Annotated in this window: 20 protein-coding genes; 7 read left to right on the top strand and 13 right to left on the bottom strand. The window is 69.3% G+C overall.

Translation table 11 applies throughout. The features are described from left to right. Position 1 precedes the first annotated feature (1 nt). From ACLJOO_RS32495 to ACLJOO_RS32485, 3 genes are all read right to left on the bottom strand, one after another. The gene (locus tag ACLJOO_RS32495) at positions 2–1,960 is read right to left on the bottom strand and encodes a hypothetical protein (protein ID WP_410791448.1); all 1,959 of its coding nucleotides are present in this window, start codon (positions 1,958–1,960) and stop codon (positions 2–4) included. Then, the gene (locus tag ACLJOO_RS32490) at positions 1,957–3,837 is read right to left on the bottom strand and encodes a PQQ-binding-like beta-propeller repeat protein (RefSeq protein ID WP_410791447.1); all 1,881 of its coding nucleotides are present in this window, start codon (positions 3,835–3,837) and stop codon (positions 1,957–1,959) included. The genes ACLJOO_RS32495 and ACLJOO_RS32490 overlap by 4 nt, the downstream gene beginning before the upstream one ends. Before the next feature lie 144 nt (positions 3,838–3,981). Next, entirely contained in the window at positions 3,982–5,196 is a 1,215-nt protein-coding gene (locus tag ACLJOO_RS32485; protein ID WP_410791446.1) for a helix-turn-helix domain-containing protein, read from the bottom strand. An 85-nt stretch (positions 5,197–5,281) separates the two neighbouring features. Between ACLJOO_RS32485 and ACLJOO_RS32480 the strand changes: the two genes are divergently transcribed. Continuing rightward, complete coding sequence (locus ACLJOO_RS32480; protein ID WP_410791445.1) at positions 5,282–5,908, top strand: maleylpyruvate isomerase family mycothiol-dependent enzyme; 627 nt, start codon at positions 5,282–5,284, stop codon at positions 5,906–5,908. Here the strand turns inward: ACLJOO_RS32480 and ACLJOO_RS32475 are convergent. The 5 genes from ACLJOO_RS32475 to ACLJOO_RS32455 are packed head-to-tail and all read right to left on the bottom strand — an operon-like array spanning position 5,848 to position 11,134. Further along, entirely contained in the window at positions 5,848–6,555 is a 708-nt protein-coding gene (locus ACLJOO_RS32475; protein ID WP_410791443.1) for a DinB family protein, read from the bottom strand. The two genes, ACLJOO_RS32480 and ACLJOO_RS32475, sit on opposite strands and share 61 nt — an antisense overlap. Then, positions 6,552–7,112, bottom strand: coding sequence for a dihydrofolate reductase family protein (locus ACLJOO_RS32470; protein ID WP_410791441.1), 561 nt, complete (start codon positions 7,110–7,112; stop codon positions 6,552–6,554). The genes ACLJOO_RS32475 and ACLJOO_RS32470 overlap by 4 nt, the downstream gene beginning before the upstream one ends. Beyond that, the gene (locus ACLJOO_RS32465) at positions 7,109–8,341 is read right to left on the bottom strand and encodes an FAD-binding oxidoreductase (RefSeq protein ID WP_410791440.1); all 1,233 of its coding nucleotides are present in this window, start codon (positions 8,339–8,341) and stop codon (positions 7,109–7,111) included. Before ACLJOO_RS32465 ends, ACLJOO_RS32470 begins: the two co-directional genes overlap by 4 nt. Then, the gene (locus ACLJOO_RS32460; RefSeq protein ID WP_410791439.1) at positions 8,322–9,170 is read right to left on the bottom strand and encodes a helix-turn-helix domain-containing protein; all 849 of its coding nucleotides are present in this window, start codon (positions 9,168–9,170) and stop codon (positions 8,322–8,324) included. Before ACLJOO_RS32460 ends, ACLJOO_RS32465 begins: the two co-directional genes overlap by 20 nt. Before the next feature lie 11 nt (positions 9,171–9,181). Continuing rightward, positions 9,182–11,134 carry a potassium transporter Kup gene (locus tag ACLJOO_RS32455; RefSeq protein ID WP_410791438.1) on the bottom strand — a complete coding sequence of 651 codons (1,953 nt, stop codon included), beginning with the start codon at positions 11,132–11,134 and terminating at the stop codon, positions 9,182–9,184. A gap of 76 nt (positions 11,135–11,210) precedes the next feature. Between ACLJOO_RS32455 and ACLJOO_RS32450 the strand changes: the two genes are divergently transcribed. From ACLJOO_RS32450 to ACLJOO_RS32440, 3 genes are read left to right on the top strand one after another with little or no spacing between them, the layout of a single operon-like run. Next, positions 11,211–12,458 carry an MFS transporter gene (locus ACLJOO_RS32450; protein WP_410791437.1) on the top strand — a complete coding sequence of 416 codons (1,248 nt, stop codon included), beginning with the start codon at positions 11,211–11,213 and terminating at the stop codon, positions 12,456–12,458. Beyond that, positions 12,455–12,982 carry a chloramphenicol phosphotransferase CPT gene (gene cpt / locus ACLJOO_RS32445; protein ID WP_410791436.1) on the top strand — a complete coding sequence of 176 codons (528 nt, stop codon included), beginning with the start codon at positions 12,455–12,457 and terminating at the stop codon, positions 12,980–12,982. The genes ACLJOO_RS32450 and cpt overlap by 4 nt, the downstream gene beginning before the upstream one ends. Before the next feature lie 40 nt (positions 12,983–13,022). After that, positions 13,023–13,616: a TetR/AcrR family transcriptional regulator gene (locus ACLJOO_RS32440; RefSeq protein ID WP_410791435.1), complete on the top strand. Its 594-nt coding sequence runs from the start codon at positions 13,023–13,025 to the stop codon at positions 13,614–13,616. Here the strand turns inward: ACLJOO_RS32440 and ACLJOO_RS32435 are convergent. Next, a complete protein-coding gene (locus tag ACLJOO_RS32435) occupies positions 13,589–14,686 on the bottom strand; it encodes an aldo/keto reductase (protein WP_410791434.1) in 1,098 nt (365 codons plus the stop codon). The genes ACLJOO_RS32440 and ACLJOO_RS32435 overlap by 28 nt on opposite strands. 79 nt (positions 14,687–14,765) lie before the next feature. On the opposite strand from ACLJOO_RS32435, the gene ACLJOO_RS32430 reads away from it, so the two are divergent. Next, positions 14,766–16,706 carry a GMC family oxidoreductase gene (locus ACLJOO_RS32430; RefSeq protein ID WP_410791433.1) on the top strand — a complete coding sequence of 647 codons (1,941 nt, stop codon included), beginning with the start codon at positions 14,766–14,768 and terminating at the stop codon, positions 16,704–16,706. Positions 16,707–16,716: 10 nt separating this feature from the next. Here ACLJOO_RS32430 and ACLJOO_RS32425 read toward each other — a convergent pair whose 3' ends face one another. Then, positions 16,717–17,232 carry a VOC family protein gene (locus ACLJOO_RS32425; protein ID WP_410791432.1) on the bottom strand — a complete coding sequence of 172 codons (516 nt, stop codon included), beginning with the start codon at positions 17,230–17,232 and terminating at the stop codon, positions 16,717–16,719. A gap of 40 nt (positions 17,233–17,272) precedes the next feature. Further along, the gene (locus tag ACLJOO_RS32420) at positions 17,273–17,947 is read right to left on the bottom strand and encodes a LysR family substrate-binding domain-containing protein (protein WP_410791431.1); all 675 of its coding nucleotides are present in this window, start codon (positions 17,945–17,947) and stop codon (positions 17,273–17,275) included. 33 nt (positions 17,948–17,980) lie between these two features. Here ACLJOO_RS32420 and ACLJOO_RS32415 point away from each other — a divergent pair, with 33 nt between their 5' ends. Beyond that, positions 17,981–18,355: a DUF5997 family protein gene (locus ACLJOO_RS32415; protein WP_410791430.1), complete on the top strand. Its 375-nt coding sequence runs from the start codon at positions 17,981–17,983 to the stop codon at positions 18,353–18,355. A 7-nt stretch (positions 18,356–18,362) separates the two neighbouring features. Here ACLJOO_RS32415 and ACLJOO_RS32410 read toward each other — a convergent pair whose 3' ends face one another. Then, a complete protein-coding gene (locus ACLJOO_RS32410) occupies positions 18,363–19,094 on the bottom strand; it encodes an alanyl-tRNA editing protein (RefSeq protein ID WP_410791429.1) in 732 nt (243 codons plus the stop codon). Between the two features lie 64 nt (positions 19,095–19,158). Between ACLJOO_RS32410 and ACLJOO_RS32405 the strand changes: the two genes are divergently transcribed. After that, positions 19,159–19,863, top strand: coding sequence for a hypothetical protein (locus ACLJOO_RS32405; protein ID WP_410791427.1), 705 nt, complete (start codon positions 19,159–19,161; stop codon positions 19,861–19,863). Here the strand turns inward: ACLJOO_RS32405 and ACLJOO_RS32400 are convergent. Next, the gene (locus tag ACLJOO_RS32400; protein ID WP_410791425.1) at positions 19,844–21,001 is read right to left on the bottom strand and encodes a pyridoxal phosphate-dependent aminotransferase; all 1,158 of its coding nucleotides are present in this window, start codon (positions 20,999–21,001) and stop codon (positions 19,844–19,846) included. The two genes, ACLJOO_RS32405 and ACLJOO_RS32400, sit on opposite strands and share 20 nt — an antisense overlap.

Raw genomic sequence — 21,001 nt, 5'->3', positions numbered from 1 at the left:
CTTAGGGCAACGGTAGTTGGACGAGATCGCGGTCGGCGAGGCCCCAGACCGCGTGCTGGGCGCCGGGGACCGGGGTCAGCTGCGGCACGGTGTACCACCCGTCGCCCAGCTTGTTCACGAGCAGCTTCGCGCTGCTGAGGCCCGGTCCCAGCTGGTACAGGTTCCCGCCAAAGTTCGTTTCACAGTAGACGCCGGTCCGGTCAGTGTGGATCTGGCCGTACCCGGACAGCTTGTTCGCGCCGCGGACGACGGCGCGGGTGCGCAGGTCGTACGTGAACCAGCCGCCGCTGGTGCGCTTCAGCACGCCGTACAGGATGCCGTCGTGAACGGCGACGCTCTGGATAGAGCGCTCTCCGGCGAGTGGCTCGGCGGTCCAGAGCAGTTCGCGGCGGCACAGGTCGAACGCCCCGATCGCCGCCGAGGTGCGCGTCGGCGGGATGCCACCGCCGCCGACCACGTCCCCGCCGAGGTACGCGATGCCGTCGACGATCGAGACCGACAGCACGCCCTGGTCGGGCAGTACGCCGTAGTGCACGTCGAGCTCACCGGTGCGGATGTCGAGCAAGGTGAGTGCGCCGGTGAGCTTCCCGGTGCCCGGTGCGGACGCGATTGCGAGGAGCTTCGACTTCGGGTCGTACGCGGCCTGCCACGGCCGGATCTGCTCGTGACCGATCGCGCCGAAACTGTGCACCTCCTTGGTCCGCGGGTTGATCCGGACCACCTCGGTGCTCGGGTACAGCGCGGAGTACAGCTCGCCCCGGACCCAGTTCAGCGTCTTGGCCTCACCGGCGACCCGGAGCCGGCGGGTCACACCGGTGGCGATCGCGTGCTCGGTGACGACCCAGTGCCCGCCGACGTACACGTGCGGGTCGCCGATCACGATCGACTGCGGCTTGTCCGGTGCGGGCGTGAACCCGGCGTCGACGAGATCGAGCAGCTCGAACTCACCCGTTCCGACGTCGAGCCACCACAGCACGCCGGATCCGGTCGAGCCGAACAGCGTGTTCGGATCGAGCATCACGAGCCGACGGTGCTCGTCCGCCGGCGCGGGCGTCGCCACCGCGGTCAGGCTGGTGTCCTGCGGCCCGCACGACCAGACCGTCCCTGACGTCCGGGTTGTCAGGTACGCCGTGCCGTCCGCAGCAACCGTGATCGCGTCGACGCTCGACTGTCCCTCGGGCAACGGCACGGCCCGTACGTCGCTGCCGTCGAGCGCCATGTTCAGCAACGCCCGGCTGCTGCCCACGTAGATCCGGTCGCCGGCGCCCGCGAACGGGCCGAAGTTCTGCCCACGGGACGCCGCGGGTGTGATGTCGCGGAAGGTCCCGGTACTTCGGTCGTACCCGACCACCTGCGACGGCGTGTAGATCCCGGCGTACACGTAGTTGCCCGCGGCCCCGACGTAGCGGCCGTACTGCGCTCCGGGGACGGGGGCACCGAGTTTCGTGGCGGCGTTCGTCGCGGGATCGATCTGCCAGACCGCGCCGTTCGGGTAGCTGACCGCGAACACCTGGCCGTCGGGTGCCGTTGTCATGTCCCAGACGAAGCCGCCCGGACCGGCCAGCGCTCCTACGTGGGTCACAGATCCGTCGGCCGGGTCGAAACAGTAGACGTCGGCAGTCGGATAGAGCCCGCAGTAGACCTTGCCTGCGGCAACTGTGATTCCCCAGCCGCCCTCTCCGGTTGGTAGCTCAACCGTCCTGGTGACGCGGCGGGTGGTCAGGTCGACCTCGGTCAGCCGGGGCGGCACGATGCCGCGGCTGATCACGTAGGCGTGACCGTCGTGCACGGCCATCGCGACGACGGCGGCCGTGACGACCGCGGGACCAGACGTCGGCAAGGTGGAACCATCGATGGGATCGTCCATGGTAGTTGCCTCCGCGTGGGCGGTCGTGGAGAGAGCGGTCAACGCGCCGCTCGCCAAGGCCCCGGCGAGAGCGGTACGGCGGGAGATGATCATCGGAGCCCTCCGATGCGGACGAGGTCGCGGCCCTTGATCGTGTAGAGCGCGTTCCCGTCGTACGACGTGGTGATCAGCGGGTAGCTGTAGATCTGCGCGCCGAGGCCGTCGACCACGGTGCTCACGGTCGGGGCGCCGGTGGGGTTCGGCGTGATCTTGAAGACGCGCTTGTTGTCGGTGCCGTAGAGGCCGGTGCGGGCGATCGTCAGCCGGCTCTGACCGGTGCCGAGCGTCGCGCTCGTGACGAGTTTGCCGGTCCGCGGATCGAGTACGGCGAGGCGGCCGTCGTCGGTGGTCGCGTACAGCCGGCCGCGGTAGAGCACGAGATCGCTGTAGGTCTGCGCTCCGGGGACCTGGGCGGTCTCCCACAGCACCTGATTGCGGCGCAGGTCGAACGCCACCACGGTTGCCTCGGGCAGGATCGGGTCCGTACCGAGGCTGTTCCGGGTCGCGCCGCCGAGGAACGCGATGCCGTCGGCGGTCGTCACGGAGCGGACCGACTGGTGCGGTACGACGCCCCGGTGCACCTCGCGGTCGCCGCCGGCGAGGTGCTGTTCGACGAGCGTGCCGTCGTACTTGCCGTAGTCGGGCTCGGTGGAGATCAGCCACGTCTGCGAGCGGTCGTCGTACGCGGCGTCGGTCGGGCGGGTCTGTTCGTTGCCGATCTGGCCGAGTTCGTGCAGGTCGGTGCCGTCGGGCTTCATCTGCCAGAGGCGGGCCAGTGTGTAGACGCCGAGGTACACGTTCTTTCCGAGCGGCGTCATCGTCTTCGCCTCGCCGGGCAGGAACGTGCGGGTGCTCGCGCCGGTGGCGAGATCATGGACCTGCACGCCGGCCTTGCCGCTGACCAGGACGGACGACGGTGTGGCGGCGAGCGCCATCACCTGTTCGGGTGCGGGCGGCAGACCGGCCTGCCCGAGATCGGTCCCGGTGAAGGTCCCGCTCGCCTCGTCGAAGTCGACGACCTGGCTGGTCAGCTCGGCGCGAATCGTCGAACCCTCGACGAAGATCCGGTTGAAGTAGGCACCGTCGTACGGCGAACCGAGGCGCGTCAGCGCATTGTCGCGGTACCGGTAGAGCGTGCCGGACGGACGCGTTCCGAGGTAGATGTCGTCGCCGCTGAGGGTGATCGCGGTGACGTACTGGTCGCCGCCGGGCGTCTGCACCTCGACCGGGCTGCTCAGATCGGTGGTGTCGAAGACGAGCATCGTGCCGGTGGGGGAGAGTCCCGCGGCGAGCTTCGTCCCGTCGAGGGCGAGCGTGGCGACGAACGTGCGGTCCGCGTACTTGGCGGGCAGTACGTCGCGGCGCGCGCCGGTCGCGCGGTCGATGGCGATCAGGTGCGCCTTCGTACCGACACCGGCGTAGATCGTGGTGGCGTCGGCGGCGATACTGCGGACGTACTGCTCACCGGCGATGGCGGCGCCGTACGACTTGGTCGCGCCCGTGGCCGGGTCGTACTCGTGCACGGCGCCGTCGGGGTAGGTGCCGGCGACGATCTTGCCGTCCGGGGTCGCGGCGATCGACCAGACGAACGCGCCGAACTGCGCGACCTTGGCCGCGGTGCCGGTGGTCGTGTCGACCTTGTAGACGTCGCCGGGTGTGTAGAGGCCGATGTACAGGTCGGTGCCGATGTGAGTCATCGCCCACGCGCCGGCGCCGGTCGGCAGGGAGAACTTGCGGTCGACGGTCTTGCCGACCGGGTCGAACGCGCCGACCTGGACCGGTGACACGCCGGAGGTGATGGTCCAGATCCGGTCGCCGACCTGCTCGGCGACGCTGGTCGAGGTCACGGCGGACGCCGGACCGAGGCTGGTGACGGTCGGAGTTTCGGTCCCGACCGGAATCGAAGCGCGGGCTGGGTCCGAAACGCTCACCAGTCCTGCGCAGATGACCAAAGCAGCGATCATTCCCCGTGCGAATCGCTTGTCCACAAGGCCTCCCGGGACAGTACGCACCGAATTACGGTCATGGCTGAAATTAGCCGGACGTGCGTCAGCACGTCAACCGTTGAGAACTAATCAGAGATGAACGCGATAAACGACCAGCGGGCGGCCGCTGCCGGTGCCGAGCTGGGTGCCGGTGGCATCCGCCAGTCCGGCGCGCTCGAGGCGGTTCAGGACGCGACGCGCGGTCCGCGGCTGGATGCCGAGGTAATCGGCCACGGAACGCGTGGTCAGCCCGTCCTCCGGGGTGGCGCGGACGAGCTCCTGCAGCCGTTCGAGCGTCGCCTTCGAGAGGCCGGCGCGCTGCGCGAGCAGCTGCAGCTTCGAGCGCTGCTGGGCCCGGGGCGGCGCGCCGCCGACCAGCACGAGGTCGATGTCGTTGCGCAGTGACACGACAGCCGCAGTACGTCCGGCGGTCTTCGCCCGGCCGAGTGCTCGGCGGGCCAGCGCCTCGGTCTCGGTCCCGGACCCGCCAATACCGAACCCGATCCGGACCGGTCCGAACTGCTCCTTCAGTCGGGTCAGCATGCTGAGCTCCGTGAACGCCGCGGTTGCTTGTTCGAGCGGTCCGCGGGTCGCCACCACGAGCCAGCGCTTGTCGTCGTACCGGATCACACTGCCGCCGAGAGAGCCGGCTTCGCGCCGGAGAGCGCTCTCTGCGTCCGGAGAAATCTCCACCAGGCCGAGCGCGATCTGCGCATCGTCACTGCGCAAAGCGTCATGGACGAGCAGCAGACTGTTCACCGCCGAACGGACCGAGTGCACCGACGGCGCGAGGCGGAGCGTGGTCTGCTCGGTCCGGAGTTTCTCGTACGCCGACCGCAGACAGGTGATCGCGACGGTCGCGCCGGCCTCGTGGTGGAACTCGACGATCTCGTCGAGGCTCAGCCCGGGCCGGTACGGGAGCACGCGGACGCCGCGCATCGGGAGACCCACCTCGTCGAACGTCTCCCCGACGTCGCCCTCGTCGAGTACGTCGATGCTGAGCGACGTCACGTCGTGCCCCTCGCGGAGCAGTTGAACGAGGGCTCGCATCAGCGTTGCGCCGGTGTACTCGACATGCGCCGCCGGGCGGTCGAGAAGCTCCTGCGCGGCGGCGATCTGATACGGGACGACGCCCGTGAACAGCCACGCGTCGACGCTGCCCGGCGCGTCGGCCATCACCTTGGGGGTGTCGGTCTCCCGGCGGTACCGGAGCGGGACCACCTCGACGCCACGCAGCCCCTTGATGATCCGGCTGGTGGAGGTGACCAGGTCCGACGGTCCTACTACTCCGATCGTCGTCACCACGCGCAGGTCCCCTCCATGGGGGTCAGTCTCACCACAAGACCCCACTGCTGCAAGAACCCGCGCCGTGGTCGGCTACGTTCGCGTCATGGAGCGCGTTCTGGAGTGGATCGACGAGGGTACGGCGCTGTGCCGTGACGCACTGGGCGACGCACCGGGTGACTTGGAGGCGCCGTCGCTGCTGCCGGGCTGGTCGCGGCGGCATGTCGCGGCCCATCTGTCGCTGAACGCCGAGGCGCTGGGGAACCTGGTGCACTGGGCCCGGACCGGCGAGGAACGGCCGATGTACCCGTCGGCCGAAGCGCGGAACGCGGACATCGAGGCGGGTACGTCGCGCTCGGCGGACGAGCTGCGGTCGTGGTTCGAGGAGTCGGCGGCCGGACTCGACGCGGCGATGGCGGCGTTGACGGACGAGCAGTGGCAGGCACCGGTCCGCACCGCGCAGGGCGTCCCGATCCCGGCGACCAGGATCCCGTGGATGCGCTCCCGCGAGGTCATGATCCATGCCGTCGACTTCGGCACCGGTCTGACCTTCGCCGACCTCCCCACAGACTTCCTCGAAGCATTGTGCGAGGACATCCGCACCCAGCGCGGCGACGTACCCGAGGTTCGTGGTCCGCTTCCCGAGATCGCCGCCTACCTGGCCGGCCGCCGCTACTCGGAGGTGCTGTCCGGCGACGGGAAACCCGCGGAACCGCTCTCTGCCTGGCTCTGAGACCCCGGCCGTACGCGCGCCAGGAACTCGGGCCAGGCCGAGGGGTCGTAGTCGGGGAGGCTCTTGACGTACGCCATCCAGGTGTCGCGATCGATCTCGCCGGTGATCCGCGCGCGGTACATCCGCAGGTACTCCTCGTCGTCCGGCGACATCGGATCGCCAGGCCGGGCTCCGACCCGCCCGTCGGTCAGCTCACGCACGACGTCGGCGTGTCCGGTGTGCCGCGTGGTGTCGAGCAGAACGGTGAGAACCATCTCCCGCAGCGTCACCGGGTTGCCGGTGTGATGGTTGCCCGTCGCGTCGAGATCGAGCTCCTCGATCGTCCTCGCACCTGCCGCACACGCACGCCGGTACGCGGCGACGAGTTCGTCCGTGGACTCTTCCGGCGTCGCCCACATGTCCAGGCCGTGGAACAGCTCCTCGTCGAGCTCCGAGGTGAGCCGATCCTCGTCCCGCTCCTGCCCGAACGCTTCCACCAGGTACCCGTGGGTGATCCCGGTGAGGTGCTTGACGATCCCGATCAGGTTCGTGCCGGTCGGCGTCATCGGACGACGCAGCGCATCGTCGGTCAGGCCTTCGACCTTCCACAGCAGAGAACGCTGCACTTCGTCGAGGTGCTCCAGCAGGAGGGTCTTTTCGGAAGTCATTTCACGACACGGTAGCGGAGGTGGGTGACGTCGCGGGCGGGGAGTTGGCGGACTTGTTCGAGCTCTATGTACTCCGCTGGGAGGTTGTCGAAGAGGCGGCGGCCTTGGCCGAGGAGGACGTTGACGACGTGGAGTTCGAGTTCGTCGAGGAGGCCGGCGCGGAGGAGGGCCTGTGCGGCGCCGGCGCCGTGGACCATCACGTCCCGGTCGCCGGCGGCCGCGAGCGCCTGGGCGGCGCAGTCGGCGACGTCGGAAACGTAGCGAGCGCTCCCCGGCGGTACGTCGTCCTCGGCGACGTGGTGGGTGAGGATGAACATCGGTACGCCGTCGTGGTGGTCGCCGTTCCAGCGGCCGGCGTGCTCGTAGGTACGGCGGCCCGCGATCAGCGCGCCGGTCGCGAGCGACTCGCGGACCACCTGCCCGCTCGGTCCGTCGGAGTTGCGGTCGTCGAGCCAGTTGAACAGGCGGAACCCGCCGCGTCCCATCGGTTCCTCGGGACTGTCGTCGGGGCCGACCACGAAACCGTCGAGCGACATGGACATGTAGAGCCGGATCATTTGGGACCTCCGAGGGATTGGGGGAATGAGAACACGTTGCCGGGGTCGTACTTGACCTTGATGTCGCGGAGGCGGGAATAGTTCGGGCCGTGGTAGGCGGTGGGCCAGTCGGTCAGGTCGGGGTCGGGGAAGTTGGGGTAGACGGCTCCGGACGCGTAGGCGTGGGCGATGGACCAGGAGCGGCGTATGGCGTTCCGGTCGGGGCCGGCGTGTTCCAGGAGAAAGCGCTCGTTGCGGTGCGCGAAGGCGGTGGCGTCGGCCGGGACCCGGTTGTAGGCGCCGCCCATCGGGGTGAAGTTGAGTTCGCAGCCGGCGTTGAGGAGTTGGGTGATCGCGTCCGGTGGGAGCGGGTTGCGGAAGAACTCTGACTTGCTGTGGATGATGCGGGTGTCCGGGTCGCCTTCCGAGAGGCTGGCCTTGAGCGCGGGCCAGGAGAGGTCGGTGCGAAGGTCGATCTCGGGGGCGAGGGTGGCGAGGGGGCCGGGGTCGAATTCAGTGAGGGTGGCGCCGAAGATCTGCGCTTCGTTGGCGTTGACTGTCAGGCTGGCGGTGAGGTCGTCCGGTGCGTCGGGGGCCCAGGATTGCCAGGCGGCGATTACCTCTGCGGCGTGGCTGCGCGGCCAGGTGAGTTTGAAGCGGGTCGCGGTGGGTGACGGTACGGCGGCGAAGACGAGGGACGTGAGTACGCCGAACTGACAGCCGCCTGCGCCGCGCAGTGCCCAGAACAGGTCGGCCTCTTGCTCCGCGTCACAGGTGACGACGGTGCCGTCCGCGAGTACGACGGTCGCGGCGACCAGGCGGTCGCAGGTCAGCCCGTACCGACGCCCGAGCAACCCGAGCCCACCACCCAACGTCAGCCCCGCGATCCCGACGGTGGGCCCACACCCAGCCGGAATCGTCAGCCCGTACTCGTGCAACCTCTGGTACACGGAAGCCAACCGAGCCCCAGCCCCAATCGTCGCCAGCGCCCCGGCGGGCTCGACTGTGATCGTCGAGAGGGGTGAGAGGTCGAGCATGAGGCCTGTGGTGGAGGAGCGGGCGGCGAAGCAGTGGCCTCCGCCGCGGGGGGTTAGGGGGAGATTGGTGGCGCGGGCGTAGGAGAGTGCCTCGGTCACGTCGTCGGTTGAGGAGCAGCGTGCGATCGCCGCGGGGCGGATGTTGTCGAACTGCGGCAGTGCGGGCTTCCGCAATACGTCGTACAGCTTGTGGTCAGGCCCGATCAGGTCCATGAGCTGACGTTAGGACGCGGCGGCCGGGCTGCGCTTGAACGAAACGGGCGTACCACTCGGCGAGGAACGGGCGGTACGACGCCGAGTGGTCGTGGCCGCAGTCGCAGCGGTCGGCCTTGTCGCCGAGCAGCTCGCGCGGTGTCACGCCGGTCAGCCGCACGCATTCCCGGGTCAGATGCGCGTGGTCGGCGTACCCGGTCTCGGCCGCGAGGTCCGACAGCCCGCTCCCGAACCCGGCCTGCGCCAACGCGAGATACCCCTGGAACCGCAGCGTCCGCTGCAACGTCTTCGGCCCGACCCCGGTCGCCGTCAAGCACCGCCGCCGCAACTGACTCTCCGACAACGCCAACTCGTCCGCCAGAGACGCGATCCCGGTCGGCTCCCACGGCATCAACCGCCGCACCATCTCCGCCACCACCGGATCCGGCCGAAGCTCCCAGCTGGCCAGGTACTGCTGGATCGCGAGCAACGCTGCCTGCGGACTAACCGCATCGGCCACCGCGGACCCGAGAGCGTCCGCCGCCGGACCCCAAAGCTCCACGGCACAGTCGACCAGTTCGTCCGCCGGTACGCCGAGCATCGGTGTCCCCGCGCCCGGCATGAATCGCACGCCGACGATCGTCGTCCGCGGCGGGATGACCTGCAGATGCGCCCGGGTCAGCGGCCCGATCAGCCGGGGTACGCCGCCGACCGGGCAGTGCAGTTCGACCCCACCTGTCGGCAGATCGCGTTGCGGGTAGGGCTGTGATCCGGTGCGTTGGATCCAGACCGTACGGACGAGACCGGCCAGTGCGGGGACCGGCGCGCTCTCGTCGTACGTCTGCTCCATGGGCTACACCTCTACAGCTCGATGTGCGATCCGATGATGACCGTGCGGTCGCGGGGGAGACCGAAATGTTCGGCGGCGTCGGCGGTGATATGCGAGGTGGCAAGGAACAGTTGCTTGCGCCAGCCCGCCATCGTGGCGGCCTTGCCCCGGCGGAGCTCGATCTTGGACAGGAAGTACGACGCCTTGTCGAGATCGAGCGGACCTTCGGACTCGTCCGGCTCGAGCTGCGCGAGGGCTGCCGGTACGTCGGGCGACTCCATGTACCCGAACTTGATCGTGACGTGCGTGATCCCGTCGTCGCCGTACCCGAGGTCGTCGACCGTGACCCGCTGGTCCTCGGCGACCCGCGGCACCGGCTCCGTGGCGATCGCCACGATCACCACGTGCTCGTGCCGGACCTGGTTGTGCTCGACGTTCGCCCGCAGCGCGAGCGGAGCGCTGACGCCGCCGCGGTTCAGGAAGATCGCCGTCCCCGGGACGGTGCGGATCGGCATCTTGCCGGAACGCATCTGGTCGATGAACTCCTGCAGTGAACCCTCGGCGCGTTCCCGCTCGGCCGTCACGACCTCGCGGCCGCGTTGCCAGGTCGTCATCACCGTGAACGCGATCACCGCGATGAGCAGCGGCAGCCACGCGCCGTGCACCAGCTTGGTCAGGTTCGCTCCGATGAACAGCAGGTCGACCGTGAGCAGCGGCACCGCGCCGACAAGGATCAGCCACCTCGGGACGTTCCAGCGGTAGTGCGCGACGTAGAAGAACAGCAAGGTCGTGATGCTGATCGTGCCGGTCACCGTCATGCCGTACGCGTACGCCAGCGCGGCCGAGCTGCGGAACGCGAAGATCAGCGTCAGTACCGAGACGAACAGCAGCCAGTTCACGAACGGGACGTAGATCTGGCCCACCGTCGTCGCCGAGGTGTGCGTCACCCGGAGCCGCGGCAGGTACCCGAGCTGCGCGGCGTGCGACGCGACCGAGTAGGCGCCGGTGATCACCGCCTGCGACGCGATCACGGTGGCGGCGGTCGCGAGCAGCACCAGCGGCAGCCGGCCCCAGTCCGGGACGAGCAGGAAGAACGGGCCGCTGATGTTGGTGTGGTCCTTCAGGATCAGCGCTCCCTGACCCATGTAGCTGAGCGTGCAGGCCGGGAAGACCAGGAACAGCCAGCCGCGACTGATCGAGCGGCGGCCGAAGTGGCCCATGTCGGCGTACAGCGCCTCCGCGCCGGTGACCGAGAGCACGATCGCCGCGAGCGCGAAGAACGCGATGTGGAAGTGCCCGGCCAGGAACCCGATCGCGTATGTCGGGGAGAGCGCCTTGAGGATTGCCACGTGCTCGACGATGCCGCCGATCCCGGCCGCGCCGATCACGGTGAACCAGGCGATCATCACCGGTCCGAAGACCCGGCCGACCGATTCGGTCCCGCGGCGCTGGACCAGGAACAGCACGGTGATGATGACCGCGGTGATCGGTACGACGTACTCGGCGAGCGACGGTTGGACGGTCTTCAGGCCCTCGACCGCGGACAGCACCGAGATCGCCGGGGTGATGATGCCGTCACCGAAGAACAGTGACGCCCCGAACAGGCCGACCGCCGCGAGGACGGCCGCGGCCCGGCGGCCCGGATGTGTGGAACGCCAGCGGCGCAGCAGCGTGATGAGCGCCATCACGCCGCCCTCGCCGTCGTTGTCGGCGCGCATCGCGAGCAGGATGTACGTGACGGTGACGATGATCATCACCGACCAGAAGATCAGCGACACGACGCCGTACACGTTGTTGTCGCTGACCGGCACCGGGTGCGGGTCCTCGGGGTTGAACACCGTCTGGAGGGTGTAGATCGGGCTGGTGCCGATATCGCCGAACACGACACCGAGTGCGCCGACGATCACCGCGAGCTTGGCCGTGTTGTGGGCGTTCGGCGCGGGTGCCTCCGCAGCCTCCGCCGTTTCCGCCTGCTGATCCGTCACGTCCCGGGACGATACCCGCCCAGGGAGCTAGCGGAGCGCATGTCGAGCGGTCCGCCGCGGCTCCGACGTACCGGGTATGACAGCCGATCGAGTACTGCGGACCTACCTCACGCTGGTCGTGGTGTCGACGGGCGCGTCGTCGATGATCTGGGGCATCAACACGCTGTTCCTGCTCGACGCCGGACTGAGCATCGGGAAGACGTTCGCCGCGAACGCGTTCTTCACCGCCGGCATGGTGCTGTTCGAGGTGCCGACGGGTGTCGTCGCGGACACGGTCGGGCGGCGTACGTCGTACCTCCTCGGCACGGCCACCCTGATCGGGACGACGCTGCTCTACCTGGTGCTGTGGCAGACGCATGCGCCGTTCGTGCTCTGGGCGGTGGTGTCGATGCTGCTCGGTCTCGGATTCACATTCTTCAGCGGCGCGACCGAGGCCTGGCTGGTCGACGGGCTGCATGCGACCGGGTACGACGGGTCGCTGGACGCGGCGTTCGCGAAGGGGCAGATGGCGAGCGGGATCGCGATGATGGGCGGCTCGATCGGCGGCGGGGTACTGGCGCAGCTGACGAACCTGGGGACGCCGTACGCCGTCCGCGCGTTGTTGCTGATGGCCACGTTCGTGGTCGCGTGGCGGTCGATGCGGGACATCGGCTTCACCCCGGCGCCGCGAGTGTCGGTGCGGGGCGAGATGGCCGGGATCGTCCGGGCGTCGCTCCGGCACGGGCTGCTCAACCGGCGGGTCCGCTGGGTGATGCTGGCCGGGCCGTTCACGGCCGGGGTGAGCGTCTACGGCTTCTACGCCGCGCAGCCCTATCTGCTCGAGCTCTACGGGCACACCGGCTCGTACGCGATCGCCGGTCTGTCGGCCGGGATCGTCGCCGGTGCACAGATCGCCGGGGGCGCGTCCGCGTCGTACGTCTCCCGCCTGATCCACGACCGGATCGGGATCCTGATCGGGGCGATCGTCGCGTCCGGGGTGGTGATCGCGGTGATGGGAGTGGTGACGTCGTTCGGGGTGGCGCTGGTGCTGCTGATGGTGTGGGGCACGTTGTTCGCTGCGATGTCGCCGGTGCGGCAGGCGTACCTGAACAGCCACATCCCGTCGGCGCAGCGGGCGACGGTGCTGTCGTTCGACAGTCTGCTCGGCTCGGCCGGTGGGGTCGTGATTCAGCCGACGCTCGGTCGCTCCGCGGACGTCTGGGGCTACGGCCCGGCGTACCTGGTGTCGGCGGGGATCCAGGCGCTGGCGGTGCCGTTCCTCGGGCTGGCGCGCCGGAAATCTGTCGAGCGCACGGCGGGTCAGCCTCTAGCCTTGCGGGCGTGACGGCTCGACTGATCATCATCAACGGTGGGTCCAGTTCCGGGAAGACCGGGATCGTGCGGTGTCTGCAGGCGCTGCTGCCGGAGCCCTGGCTCGGGTTCAGTGTGGACGACTTCGTGGACGCGCTGCCCGCCGTGATGGACGGCGGCATCGAGATCGGGCCGGGCGGCGAGGTGTCGGTCGGGCCCGCGTTCCGGCAGCTGGACGCGGCCTGGACCGCCGGGATCGTGGCGATGTGCCGGGCCGGCGGGCGGGTGATCGTCGATGAGGTGTTCCTCGGCGGCGCCGGCTCGCAGCAGCGCTGGCGGGACGCGATCGGGGACGTCGAAACAGTCTTCGTCGGCGTCCACTGCGCCCCGGAGGTCGCCGCGGGCCGCGAACTCGCGCGCGGCAACCGCGCCCGCGGCATGGCCGAGCAGCAGGCGTACGTCGTCCACGAGGGCGTCACGTACGACGTCGAGGTGGACAGCTCGCACGCGGAATCCGTCGACTGCGCCCGGACGATCGCCACCTACCTCGTTCCGTAGTGGATCGCGGGCCGCTGAACCCGTGGGTACATTTGGTGGCGTGCTGACGGCAAAGGGTGCGGCGACGCGGGACCGGATCGTGGCGGCGGCCGCGGCCGAGATCCGCGAGCGGGGGATCAGTGCGGTGAAGCTGGACGACATCGGCCGCCGCAGCCGGACCGGCAAGAGCCAGCTCTTCCACTACTTCCCCGACGGCAAGGAACAGTTGCTGCTCGCGGTCGCCGAGCGCGAGGCCGAGCAGGTGCTTGAGGACCAGGAGCCGCACCTCGGGCAGCTGACCAGCTGGGACGCGTGGCACGACTGGCGGGACGCCGTCGTCGAGAAGTACCGGCGGCAGGGCGTGCACTGCCCACTCGGCGTACTGATCACCGAAATCGGCCGGCACACCCCGGCCGCGCAAGCGGTGACGGCTCAGCTGCTCGCGCAGTGGCAGCGCCGCCTCGAACTCGGCATCGAGGAGATGAAGGCCGCGGGCGAGATCCGTGCCACTGTGGATCCCGCCCGCGCCTCGGCCGCGTTGATCGCCGCGATCCAGGGCGGCGTCGCGATCCTGATGTCGTCAGGAACGTCGACGCATCTGGAGTACGCGCTCGACCTCTGTCTGGATTACCTCCAGTTGAGCACCGGCGGCTGATAGCCGGCCGGCTTGTCGGCGACCTTCGCTCCGGGGTTGACCAGCCAGCCCTGGTACTCCGGCGTGAACATCCGGTACACCGACTCCGGTGACACGGCGCCGGCGGTGTCGAGTGCGGTACGCAGCTCGGCAGGCAGTTCGAACCCGAGCGCCTCGATACTCGACTCGAGCTGCTCCGGCCGGCTCGCACCGACGATCGCGGACGCGATGCCCGGCTGGGTGGCCGCCCAGTTCACCGCGACCTGCGCCATCGTCACCCCGAGCTTGTCCGCCACGTCCTTCACCGTCTTCAACAGGTCCCAGTGCCGGTCACCCCAGGCCCGCACGGGTGAGCCGTCCCCGGTGAGCCGGCCCTCGCCGGCCACGCCTCGAGCGTCGTCGCGCTGGTACTTCCCCGTGAGGAAGCCGCTCGCCAGCGGGCTCCACGCGGTGATCCCGAGCCCGAGTTGCTGCGCCATCGGCACGTGTTCGGTCTCGATCGTCCGCTCGGCCAACGAATACGGGAGCTGCAGGCTGACCATCGGGGTCAGCGAATGCGCGTCGGCGAGAGTCTGCGCGCGAGCGGCGTACCAGGCGGGTACGTCGGACAACCCGGCGTACCTGATCTTGCCGGCGCGGGCGAGGTCGTCGAGAGTTCGCAGTACCTCGTCGACCGGAGTGATGCGGTCCCAGGTGTGCAGCAGGAACAGGTCGACGTAGTCCGTGCCGAGTCGGCGCAAGGACTCGTCGAGCGCGCGGATCAGGTGCTTGCGGCTGTTGCCGCCCGCGTTCGGATCGCCGGAGTCGACGCTGTTGGTCGCCTTCGTGGTGAGCACCATCCGCTCCCGGACGCCGGCTTCGGCGATCAGCCGGCCGAGGATCCGTTCGCTCTCACCCGCGGTGTAGAAATCGGCGGTGTCGATGAAGTTGCCGCCGGCATCGATATAGGCCCGGAAGATCGCCCGCGCCTCGTCCTCGCTCTTGCCGTACGGCGCGTGGAACCCGGCTTGCCCGAAGTTCATGGTGCCCAGTGCAAGCCGGCTGACCCGCAGCCCCGACCGCCCGAGCAGGTAGTAGTCGTCAAGTGCCATACCCACAGGGTTCCTCGACAAATTTGGACCGGCAAGTACAAAGCTGCGGACGCTGGCGGCGCGTGAAAGGATTTTGGGCGTGCGCTTGTCTGAGCAGCAGCGGAGTGAGCTGGAGCGGTTGGCGGAGTTCGTGCTGCCGGGGGAGGGATGGGCAGCGGCGGAGTTTGTCGAGCGGGTGCTGACGGAGGATCGGCCGGACTGGGCCGGGCGGGTCGAGCGTGCGCTGGCGGACGCGGCGGATGCGGACCGGGCCTGGCTGGTGCGGCTGATCGCGCAGGGGTTCTACGCGGAGCCGTCGACCTGGGCGAGGGTCGGGTGGCGGAGCGGGGAGTTTGCGCCGGTGCAGACCGAGTTGCGGGTGACGCCTCGGGACGAGCTGCGGGAGCGGTACGACGTTGTGGTCGTCGGATCGGGGGCCGGTGGGGGTGCGGCGGCTCAAGTGCTGGCGGAGTCGGGGCGGTCGGTGCTGGTGGTCGAGTTGGGCAGTTACCCGTCGACGGAGTCGTTGGCGCGCGACCACCTGCGGAATCCGCGGTCCGTGGCGGGTCTGCCGGCGATGACGGATCCGGACCCGGCGGGGCGGCCGCGGGTGTCGGTGGTGGACGGGGTGCGGAGCAAGGTGCTGCCGCCGGACGGTGGGTGGGGGAACAACGCGTTCACGGTCGGCGGCGGCACGCGGGTGTACGGCGCGCAGGCGTGGCGGTTCGTGCCACAGGACTTCCGGATGGCCACGACGTACGGCGTACCGGAAGGAAGTGCGCTCGCCGACTGGCCGATCTCGTACGACGACCTGGAGCCCTACTACTCGTTGGCTGAGCAACGGTTCGGGGTGAGTGGCGGTGGAGTGGACCCGTGGCATGGGCCGCGGTCGATCCCGCTTCCGATGCCGCCGCTGCCCCGGACCGGGCCGGCTGACCTGTTGGCGGGAGCCGCCGAGCGGCTCGGCTGGGGGACTCTCGACGTACCGCTGCTGATCAACTCGGTCGACTACCAAGGGCGCTCCGGGTGTGTGCGGTGCGGCCTGTGCGTCGGGTTCGCCTGCCCGGTGGAGGCGAAGGCCGGGACGCACAACACCGCATTGCCCGCGGCGCTCGCGACCGGGAACTGCACGCTGGTCACCGAGACGACAGTCGAGCAGTTGGTCACCTCAGCTGGTCGAGTCGTCGGCGTCGCACTGGTCGCGAGTGACGGGTACGGCGGGATCTGGCGACGGACCGTTGCGTGCGAAGAGGTGGTGGTCGCGGCGGGTGCTTCGGAGACGCCGCGGCTGCTCCTGAACAGCGCGCACGACGGCGAGCCGAACGGAATCGGCAACAACCGGGATCAGGTCGGTCGTCATCTGCAGGCGCATGTGTACGCCGGTGCGGTTGGGCTGTTCGAGGACGAGGTGGTCGATCTCGTCGGGCCCGGTGTCTCGATCGCGACCTGCGACTTCCGGCACGGGAACGACGGGATCGTCGGCGGCGGCATGCTCGCCAACGAGTTCGTGCCGACGCCCGCGTCGGCGTACGACTATCTGACCGGCGCCGGGCTGATCCCGGCGGCCGGTGCGGAGAGCGTGCAGGCGATGCGGCATGACGTACGGCGGATGCTGCGGGTGGTCGGCCCGATTCAGGAGGTCACGTCGGCGGACTCACGCGTTCGCGTCGATCCGTCCGTGGTCGATCGGTTCGGCAATCCGGTGGTGGTGACTAGCGGGTCGATCCATCCGGAGGACCTTCGGGCGCATCGGTTCATGAGCGGCAAGGCCAAGGCTTGGCTCGAGGAGGCGGGTGCGGTCCGGGCCTCCGTCGGCGAGGTCGGCACAGTCGGGCAAGCCAGCACCGGGCAGCATCAGGCGGGGACGTGCCGGATGGGCGACGACCCGGCCCGATCGGTCACCGATCCACACGGCCGGGTCTGGGGCCACGACAACCTGTGGATCGCCGACGCCTCCCTCCACGTCACCAACGGAGGAGTAAACCCAGTCCTCACGGTCCTAGCCGGAGCCCTCCGCATCGCCGACCACATCACCCGCTAGGGGGATCCGATCAGCCGACGCGGGAGATGCCTACTCCGCTGCGGGCCTCGCGGCCGTACTTGGTGATTTCGGCGGGGAGGTTCAGGCGGGAGATGCCGGTCTTGGTGCGGTCCTCGTCGGTGAGGAGGTCGGCGGGGATGATCCAGACGATCTCGAACTCGAGGCCGTCGGGGTCCTTGCCGTAGAGGGACTTCGTGGTCCCGTGGTCGGACGCGCCGACCAGAGCGTCGTGCTCGCTCAGCGCGCCGGCCAGGTCCTCGAGATCGCCGAGGGTGTCCACCTCCCAGGCGAGGTGGTAGAGCCCGACCGTCGTCCGCCCGGCGCCCGAGGGTCCGGCCTGCGACCCGATCTGGAACAGGCCCAGGTCGTGGTCGTTGCTCGACCCGGGCGCCCGGAGGAACGCCGCGCCGGGGATGGCGTCGCCGGTCTCGGTGTACCCGAAGCCGAGGACGTCTCGGTAGAACGCGACGCTCGCCGCGACGTCGCGCACGTACAGGACCGCGTGGTTCAACCGGAAGATCGCCATACCCACGATGTTAGTTGAAGCCTCAACTTATTTCCAGTGGCTAGCGGCGGCGGCGTGGTTTCTGGGGCCGGGCCGGCTGCTTGGAAGCCTGGGGCGCCGGTTTCTTCTGCCGTTTGGGCGTCGCCGGACCGCGGGTGCTGTTGGCGGTCCGGCCGCGGACGATGCCGATGAAGTGCTCGACCAGTTCGCTGGTCTCGTCCTCCGGCCAGCTGAGCGCGACCTGCGACTCCGGTACGCCGGTCAGCGGGCGGTAGGTCAGGTCCTTGCGATGATGCAGCCGGGCCAGCGACTGCGGTACCACCAGCAGCCCGGTGCCCATGGCGACCAGCTCGATCGCGTCGCCGGTCCGGGCCGGGCGCTCGTCGATCAGCCGGCCGGGCGGGCGGTCCCAGTCGAGTACGTCGTCCTCCGGGTGCAGCATCAGCTCGTCGGCGAGGTCGTTGACGGTGACCTCCTCGGCCGCGGTGATCAGGTGATCCTTGGGCACCACGACGACCGTCTGCTCGACGTACAGCGGGATCGCGTGTAATCCGGTGCGGTCGATCGGGAGCCGCAGGAGGACCGAGTCGGCGTCACCCCGGCGTACCAGGTCGGGCGCTTCGGCCGCGGAGACCTGGACGAGTTCGAGCGGGACGCGGGGGAGTCGCTCCGTCCAGATCCGAACCCATTTGGCGGGTGTCACGCCGGGGACGTAGCCCAGCCGGAATCCGGTCACGGTTCAGAGGTTACCGGGCGTTACGCTGCTGCCATGACGGCGCGCAAGACACCCCAAACCATGAAGCCTGCCACGGCGGCGAAGAAGCTGGACGTGTACCTCCCGGCCACGCCTGCGGAGTTCCAGGAGGGTGTCGTGTCGCGGGACGAGCTGAACGCGCTGCAGGCGGACCCGCCCGAGTGGCTGCGCGAGCTCCGGCGTACCGGGCCGCACCCGCGTTCGGTGGTGGCGGCCCGGCTCGGCGTCTCGATCAGCGGCCTGGCCCGCGCCGGGATCACCGAGGCGCTGACCACGGACGACATCGAGGCCATCCGGGACGAGAACCCGGACTGGCTGGAGCACGAGCGCGAGACCCAGGCGGAGGTCCGCCGGCAAGAGGCCGAGTTGAAGAAGAAGCCGCGCCGATAATCAGGGGTCAGGTGATCCGGACCCGGAGGCGGCGGAAGCCTCTGCCCTTACTCTCCATCTTGACGACCTCCATGCGGCCGATCAGGGCGGTCGAGGCGACGTGGGTGCCGCCGTCGGCCTGGGTGTCGAGGCCAGCGATGTCGACGATCCGGACGATCTCGATATCGGGCGGGAGCAGGTTGGTCGCCGTCCGGATGATGTCCGGGATCGCGAACGCCTCCTCGCGCGGAAGGTTGCTGACGGTGATCCGGCGGTCGGTGCGGATCTCCGCGTTGACCGCCTCGGCGACCCGGTCCTTGAAGTCCGGCGGCACGTCGGCCAGATCGAAGTCCATCCGCGCCGACAGCGGTTCCATGTTCCCGCCCGTGACGAGGGCGCCGAAGTCACGGAACACCACCCCGGTCAGCACATGTAGTCCGGAGTGCGTCCGCATCAGCTGAGTACGCCGTTCGTCGTCGAGCGCCCCGCGGACCGCCGTACCGACCGGCGGCACCGGGTCGTCCTCGTGCGGCACCAGGTACAGGTCGTCACCCTTGGTCGTCCCAACGATCCGCGTCCGGACCCCGCCCCACAGCAGCACGCCCTGGTCCGGCGGCTGCCCGCCGCCGCCCGGATAGAACGCGGACCGGTCGAGCACGATCCCGCGCTCGGGATCCACTCCGACCACCGTCGCGTCCCACTCCCGTACCGAAGCGTCGTCGAGGTCAAGCCGATGTGTGTGCCCGTGCTGGTTGCTCATGATCAGCCCACTGTGCCACACGCCTGACCCCGGCCGATCGGACACTGTCAGGAGGGGTGGGGCTATGCAGATCATCGAGAACAGCATCGTGGGAACCCGGTCCGCCGTACTTCGGCTGACCAGGCGCGGCGGTGGCGCGAGCATCGTGATCTTCCCGATGCTGCACGTGGCGGAACCGCAGTTCTTCCGTGCGGTCGAGGCGCGCCTGCGTGAGTGCGACCTGCTCGTCGTCGAAGGAATCCAGGGCGAGTCGGCGGCCGTCGACGGTCTGACGGCGACGTACCGGATGATGCCGGTGAACGAGGAGGCCGGACTGGTCGAGGACGACATTCCGTACGGCGATCTCGGCGTGCCGTTCCTGGCGCCGGACATCTCGGGGGAGGAGTTCCAGGAAGGTTTTCAGGAGTTGTCGTGGAAGGTCCGGGCGCTGACCTGGGCATCGGTTCCGGTGGTGTCGATCGGGCAGTTCTTCGCCGGGCGGCGCACGCTGCTGTCACCCGACATCGAGGTCAACGACCTCCCGACAGCGCAGGACGAGTTGCGCAGTGAGCAGTGGGATGCTTTCTTCGACCTGTTGCTCGACCGGCGGGACGGCCGTGCCGTCGCGGCGGTCGCCGAGGTCGTCCGGGAGCGTGGCGACGAGGACATCGAGGTCGCGGTCGTGTACGGCGCCCGGCATGTTCCCGGGATCCTGCGCGGGCTCTACGGGCTCGGGTATCGGGTGGTCAGCGCGGACTGGTTGGTGGTGGTCAGCGCACAAGAGTCGTGAAGGCGTCGAGTGCCTTGCGGATGTTCTCGACCGAGTTCGCGTACGAGAAGCGCAGGTTGTTCTCGCCGTAGATGCCGAACGCCGTACCGGGCAGGCACGCAACCCCGGCCTCGTCCAGCAACCGGTCGGACAGGGTCGCTGCCGACACGCCGAGCTCGCTGATGTTCGGGAACGCGTAGAACGCTCCGCCCGGTTCCACACACGACACACCTGGTACGGCGTTGAGCCCGGAGACGATCACCTCGCGCCGATCGCGGAACGCGTCCAGCATCCGGTCGACGTCGTCCCATGGTCCTTCGAGGGCGGCGATCGCGGCATGCTGGCTGAACGCCGACGTACACGACACCGAGTTGATCATCAGCCGCGTCACCGGCTCCACCAGCGGCTCCGGGAACACGCCGAAGCCCAGCCGCCAGCCCGTCATCGCGAACGTCTTCGACCAGCCGTCGAGCAGGATGGTGCGCTCGCGCATGCCGTCGACATCGAGAACGCTGTGGTGCTCACCGTCGTACCGGAGTGCCCAGTAGACCTCGTCGCTGAGGACGACCAGGTCGTGCTCGATCGCGATCTCGGCGATCGCCTGCAGCTGCTCCGGCGTGGAGGCACTGCCGCACGGGTTGTGCGGGGAGTTGAGGATCAGCAGCTTGGTCCGGTCCGTCACCAGCGACCGGAGCTCGTCGGGGTCGATGACGAAGCCGTTCTCCTCGCGCAGCGGCACCGGCACCGGTTTCGCGCCGGCGAAGGCCGCGATCGACTGGTACATCGGGAACCCGGGGTCCGGGTAGAGGACCTCGTCGCCCTCCTCGCAGAGGGCCAGGATCGTGAAGAACATGATCGGCTTCGCGCCGGGCGTGATCAGCACCCGGTCGGGTGTCGTGCTGAGCCGGCCGGTGCGGTCGAGGAAGTCCGCGACCGCGGTCCGCAGTTCGGGGATGCCGGGCGCCGGCACGTAGTGCGTGAAGCCCTTGTCCAGGGCCTGCTGGGCGGCGGCGATCACGTGCGCCGGCGTGTCGAAGTCCGGTTCGCCGATCTCGAGGTGCACGATCTCGCGACCCTGCGCCTCCAGGGCCTTCGCCTTCGCCAGCACCTCGAACGCCGACTCGGTCCCGAGACGCTCCATCCGCGCAGCAAGCTTCAC

It is taken from the genome of Kribbella sp. C-35 (assembly GCF_046549195.1).
Taxonomy (GTDB): Bacteria; Actinomycetota; Actinomycetes; order Propionibacteriales; family Kribbellaceae; genus Kribbella.
The sequence above is the reverse complement of the archived record's forward strand: the minus strand, read 5'-3'. Positions and strand labels throughout refer to the sequence as shown.

What these genes read in the sequence shown, in the direction of transcription:
- ACLJOO_RS32495 (WP_410791448.1), bottom strand. Translation starts at nt 1,960, where the DNA reads ATGATCATCTCCCGCCGTACCGCTCTCGCCGGGGCCTTGGCGAGCGGC.
- ACLJOO_RS32425 (WP_410791432.1), bottom strand. Translation starts at nt 17,232, where the DNA reads ATGGCGATCTTCCGGTTGAACCACGCGGTCCTGTACGTGCGCGACGTC.
- ACLJOO_RS32465 (WP_410791440.1), bottom strand. Translation starts at nt 8,341, where the DNA reads ATGGACCTGATCGGGCCTGACCACAAGCTGTACGACGTATTGCGGAAG.
- ACLJOO_RS32475 (WP_410791443.1), bottom strand. Translation starts at nt 6,555, where the DNA reads ATGACTTCCGAAAAGACCCTCCTGCTGGAGCACCTCGACGAAGTGCAG.
- ACLJOO_RS32460 (WP_410791439.1), bottom strand. Translation starts at nt 9,170, where the DNA reads ATGGAGCAGACGTACGACGAGAGCGCGCCGGTCCCCGCACTGGCCGGT.
- ACLJOO_RS32480 (WP_410791445.1), top strand. Translation starts at nt 5,282, where the DNA reads ATGGAGCGCGTTCTGGAGTGGATCGACGAGGGTACGGCGCTGTGCCGT.
- ACLJOO_RS32435 (WP_410791434.1), bottom strand. Translation starts at nt 14,686, where the DNA reads ATGGCACTTGACGACTACTACCTGCTCGGGCGGTCGGGGCTGCGGGTC.
- ACLJOO_RS32450 (WP_410791437.1), top strand. Translation starts at nt 11,211, where the DNA reads ATGACAGCCGATCGAGTACTGCGGACCTACCTCACGCTGGTCGTGGTG.
- ACLJOO_RS32410 (WP_410791429.1), bottom strand. Translation starts at nt 19,094, where the DNA reads ATGAGCAACCAGCACGGGCACACACATCGGCTTGACCTCGACGACGCT.
- ACLJOO_RS32405 (WP_410791427.1), top strand. Translation starts at nt 19,159, where the DNA reads ATGCAGATCATCGAGAACAGCATCGTGGGAACCCGGTCCGCCGTACTT.
- ACLJOO_RS32470 (WP_410791441.1), bottom strand. Translation starts at nt 7,112, where the DNA reads ATGATCCGGCTCTACATGTCCATGTCGCTCGACGGTTTCGTGGTCGGC.
- ACLJOO_RS32415 (WP_410791430.1), top strand. Translation starts at nt 17,981, where the DNA reads ATGACGGCGCGCAAGACACCCCAAACCATGAAGCCTGCCACGGCGGCG.